At 65.1% G+C, this 2,544-nt stretch carries 4 protein-coding genes; 2 read left to right on the top strand and 2 right to left on the bottom strand.

Annotated features, from left to right (window positions below):
• A partial coding sequence (locus AC1D00_RS36240; protein WP_477013974.1) for an amidohydrolase family protein occupies positions 1–187 on the top strand: 187 nt, incomplete at its 5' end.
• 31 nt (positions 188–218) lie between these two features.
• Here the strand turns inward: AC1D00_RS36240 and AC1D00_RS36235 are convergent.
• Together AC1D00_RS36235 and AC1D00_RS36230 are read right to left on the bottom strand one after the other, a co-directional pair.
• A complete protein-coding gene (locus AC1D00_RS36235; protein WP_477013973.1) occupies positions 219–947 on the bottom strand; it encodes a helix-turn-helix transcriptional regulator in 729 nt (242 codons plus the stop codon).
• Between the two features lie 141 nt (positions 948–1,088).
• Positions 1,089–2,096: an LLM class flavin-dependent oxidoreductase gene (locus AC1D00_RS36230; protein WP_477013972.1), complete on the bottom strand. Its 1,008-nt coding sequence runs from the start codon at positions 2,094–2,096 to the stop codon at positions 1,089–1,091.
• A gap of 264 nt (positions 2,097–2,360) precedes the next feature.
• Between AC1D00_RS36230 and AC1D00_RS36225 the strand changes: the two genes are divergently transcribed.
• Complete coding sequence (locus AC1D00_RS36225) at positions 2,361–2,537, top strand: hypothetical protein (protein WP_167771335.1); 177 nt, start codon at positions 2,361–2,363, stop codon at positions 2,535–2,537.
• Positions 2,538–2,544: the final 7 nt, after the last annotated feature.

Here is a 2,544-nt window from a genome sequence, read left to right as displayed (position 1 = left end):
CGCCTATATCGAGGCGGCCGTCGACCGCTGCGTCTGGGCCAGCGACTGGCCGCATCCGGTCTCCGTCAAGCAGCCGCCGAACGACGCGGACCTGCTCGAGCTGATGTACCGCTACGCGCCCGATGAGGCGACGCTGGAGAAGATTCTGGTGCACAATCCGGCAAAGCTGTTCGGCTTTGCCGACTGATCGGCTCCGGTCGCCATCGGGCCATTCACGCTCAGGGCGAGATGATCCGGTCGCGCATGGCGATCATCACGGCCTGCGTGCGGGTGGCTGCGCCGAGCTTCTTGCAGCAGCTCTTGATGTGCGCCTTCACGGTGCGTACCGTAATGGTCAAGGCGTCGGCGATCTCGTCGCTGGATCGCCCGACGGCCGCGAGCGTCAGCACCTCGCGCTCACGCGAGGACAGTACGAGCTGCGGAGCCTCGGGCAGGCCGCGCAGCTTCAGCACCCGGTCGAAGGCGTAAAGCGCCATGAGGTGGAGCGCGGGGAGATCGCGCTCCGGCAGATCGATCTCGGCGCCGCCGAACCACACCTGGCCGGTGCGGCCCGCTGGCGAGATGACCGGGATCACCACGCCATCCACCATGCCGAAGTCGCGGGCGCGTCGCACGAGTTCGACGGCGCGCGGCTCCCGTTCCGGATCGTACGGCGCTTCCCTGAACCAGCGGAACGGCTGAAGCGTTGTCCTGCAATAACGCAGCGCGGGATCATGCCACACATACTGCGCCTCGGAATACATATCGAGAAAGCCGGCCGGCAGCCGTTCGGCGAGAACGGCCTCGCGCGGCCTTTCGGTCGACAGCGGGGCGACATAGGAAGTGCAGTAATAGTCGAAGCCGTGCTGGCCGAGCGTGCGGCTCATCGCATCCAGAATGCTCGCGACATCAGGAAGCTGCCGCACCGTCTCGACGAAATCGAATGCTCGACTGCGGACCACGTCCATCGGCGGCCTACGATCGGTCTTTGAGGGATCGGCGCTATGCTACCCTTCCAGGCACCGAGTGTAGGACGTCGAGACCGTAACTGCAATCTGCGCGAATTTGCCACGCTCGGGAGGGTATCGCCGACGTCCGGCCCGGTGTGATCACCGGGCCGGCTGCGCCGCCAGCCTGTCACGCACCTCAGCCGCAATCTCGAACGAGCGCAGCCGCGCGGCGTGGTCGTAGATCTGGCCCGTGGTCATCAGCTCGTCCGCGCCGGTCTCGGCGATCAGCGCCGTCAGCTTCTGCTCGACCACTTCAGGCGAGCCGACCGCGGAGCAGGACAGCGCTTGCGCCACGCCGGCCTTCTCGGCCGGCGACCACAGCGCGTCCATGTCGTCGACCGGCGGCGGCAGCGGGCCGGGCGTGCCGCGGCGCAGATTGATGAACTGCTGCTGGAGCGACGAGAACATGCGCTGCGCCTCGGCGTCGCTGTCGGCGGCGAACACGTTGACGCCGACCATCGCATGGGGCTTGTCGAGCTGCGCCGACGGCTCGAAGCGCGCCCGATACTCGCGCAGCGCGGGCATCATCATCTGCGGCGCGAAATGCGAGGCGAACGCGAAGGGCAGGCCGAGCATGGCCGCGAGCTGCGCGCCGAAGGTGCTCGATCCCAGTATCCACAGCGGCACATTCGTCCCCATGCCGGGCACGGCGCGGATCGCCTGGTTCGGCTTGACGTCGCCGAGCAGCGCCTGCAACTCCAGCACGTCATGCGGAAAATTCTCGGAAGTGGTGGCGAGATCGCGCCGCAGCGCCCGCGCGGTGAACTGGTCGGTGCCGGGCGCCCGCCCGAGCCCGAGATCGATCCGCCCCGGATAGAGCGACTCCAGCGTGCCGAACTGCTCGGCGATGACCAGCGGCGAGTGGTTCGGCAGCATGACGCCGCCGGAGCCGACGCGGATCGTCTTCGTGCCGCCCGCGACATGCCCGATCACCACCGACGTTGCGGCACTGGCGATCCCCGTCATGTTGTGATGTTCGGCCAGCCAGAACCGCTTGTAGCCCCAGGCCTCCGCATGCCGGGCGAGATCGAGCGAATTGCGAAACGCCTGCGCCGCATCGCCACCTTGGCGGATGGGCGCGAGGTCGAGCACGGAGAAGGGGATCATGCGTCGGGGTCCGAATGGAGGGAGATATGCGGCGGAAGCCACATGTAGTGCTGTCAAGGTCCCAATGTTAGCGCCGCACGGTCCCCCAGATACGGACGCAACGATGCCATTCGGAATTGTCGTGGGTGACCGGCGAACTGCCCAGATTGCGCTTTTTGACCCAGCGGACTTTCAGCGCAGGTTTGACTTACGTCAACATTCAAGACTTGGCTTCATTTTCACTTCCGACGTTGGTTGCTTCGATCCCCTTTCTGGAGAGGTATGATGGCCGATCCGACCAAGCTCTCGGTTGAGAAAGCGCTCGAAAAGATACGTCAACGCGACGAGCCGAAATCAGGGAATTCACGCCTTGATGAAAAAACTGACGCTCTCAATGAAGAGATAAAACGTATGAGAGCACAAAGGCTCCGCCTTGAACGACAACAGGGCAAGCGTGGCTGAATAGCGC

Source organism: Bradyrhizobium sp. P2_E8, from assembly GCF_056403875.1.
This window is presented reverse-complemented; position numbering and strand designations above follow the sequence as displayed.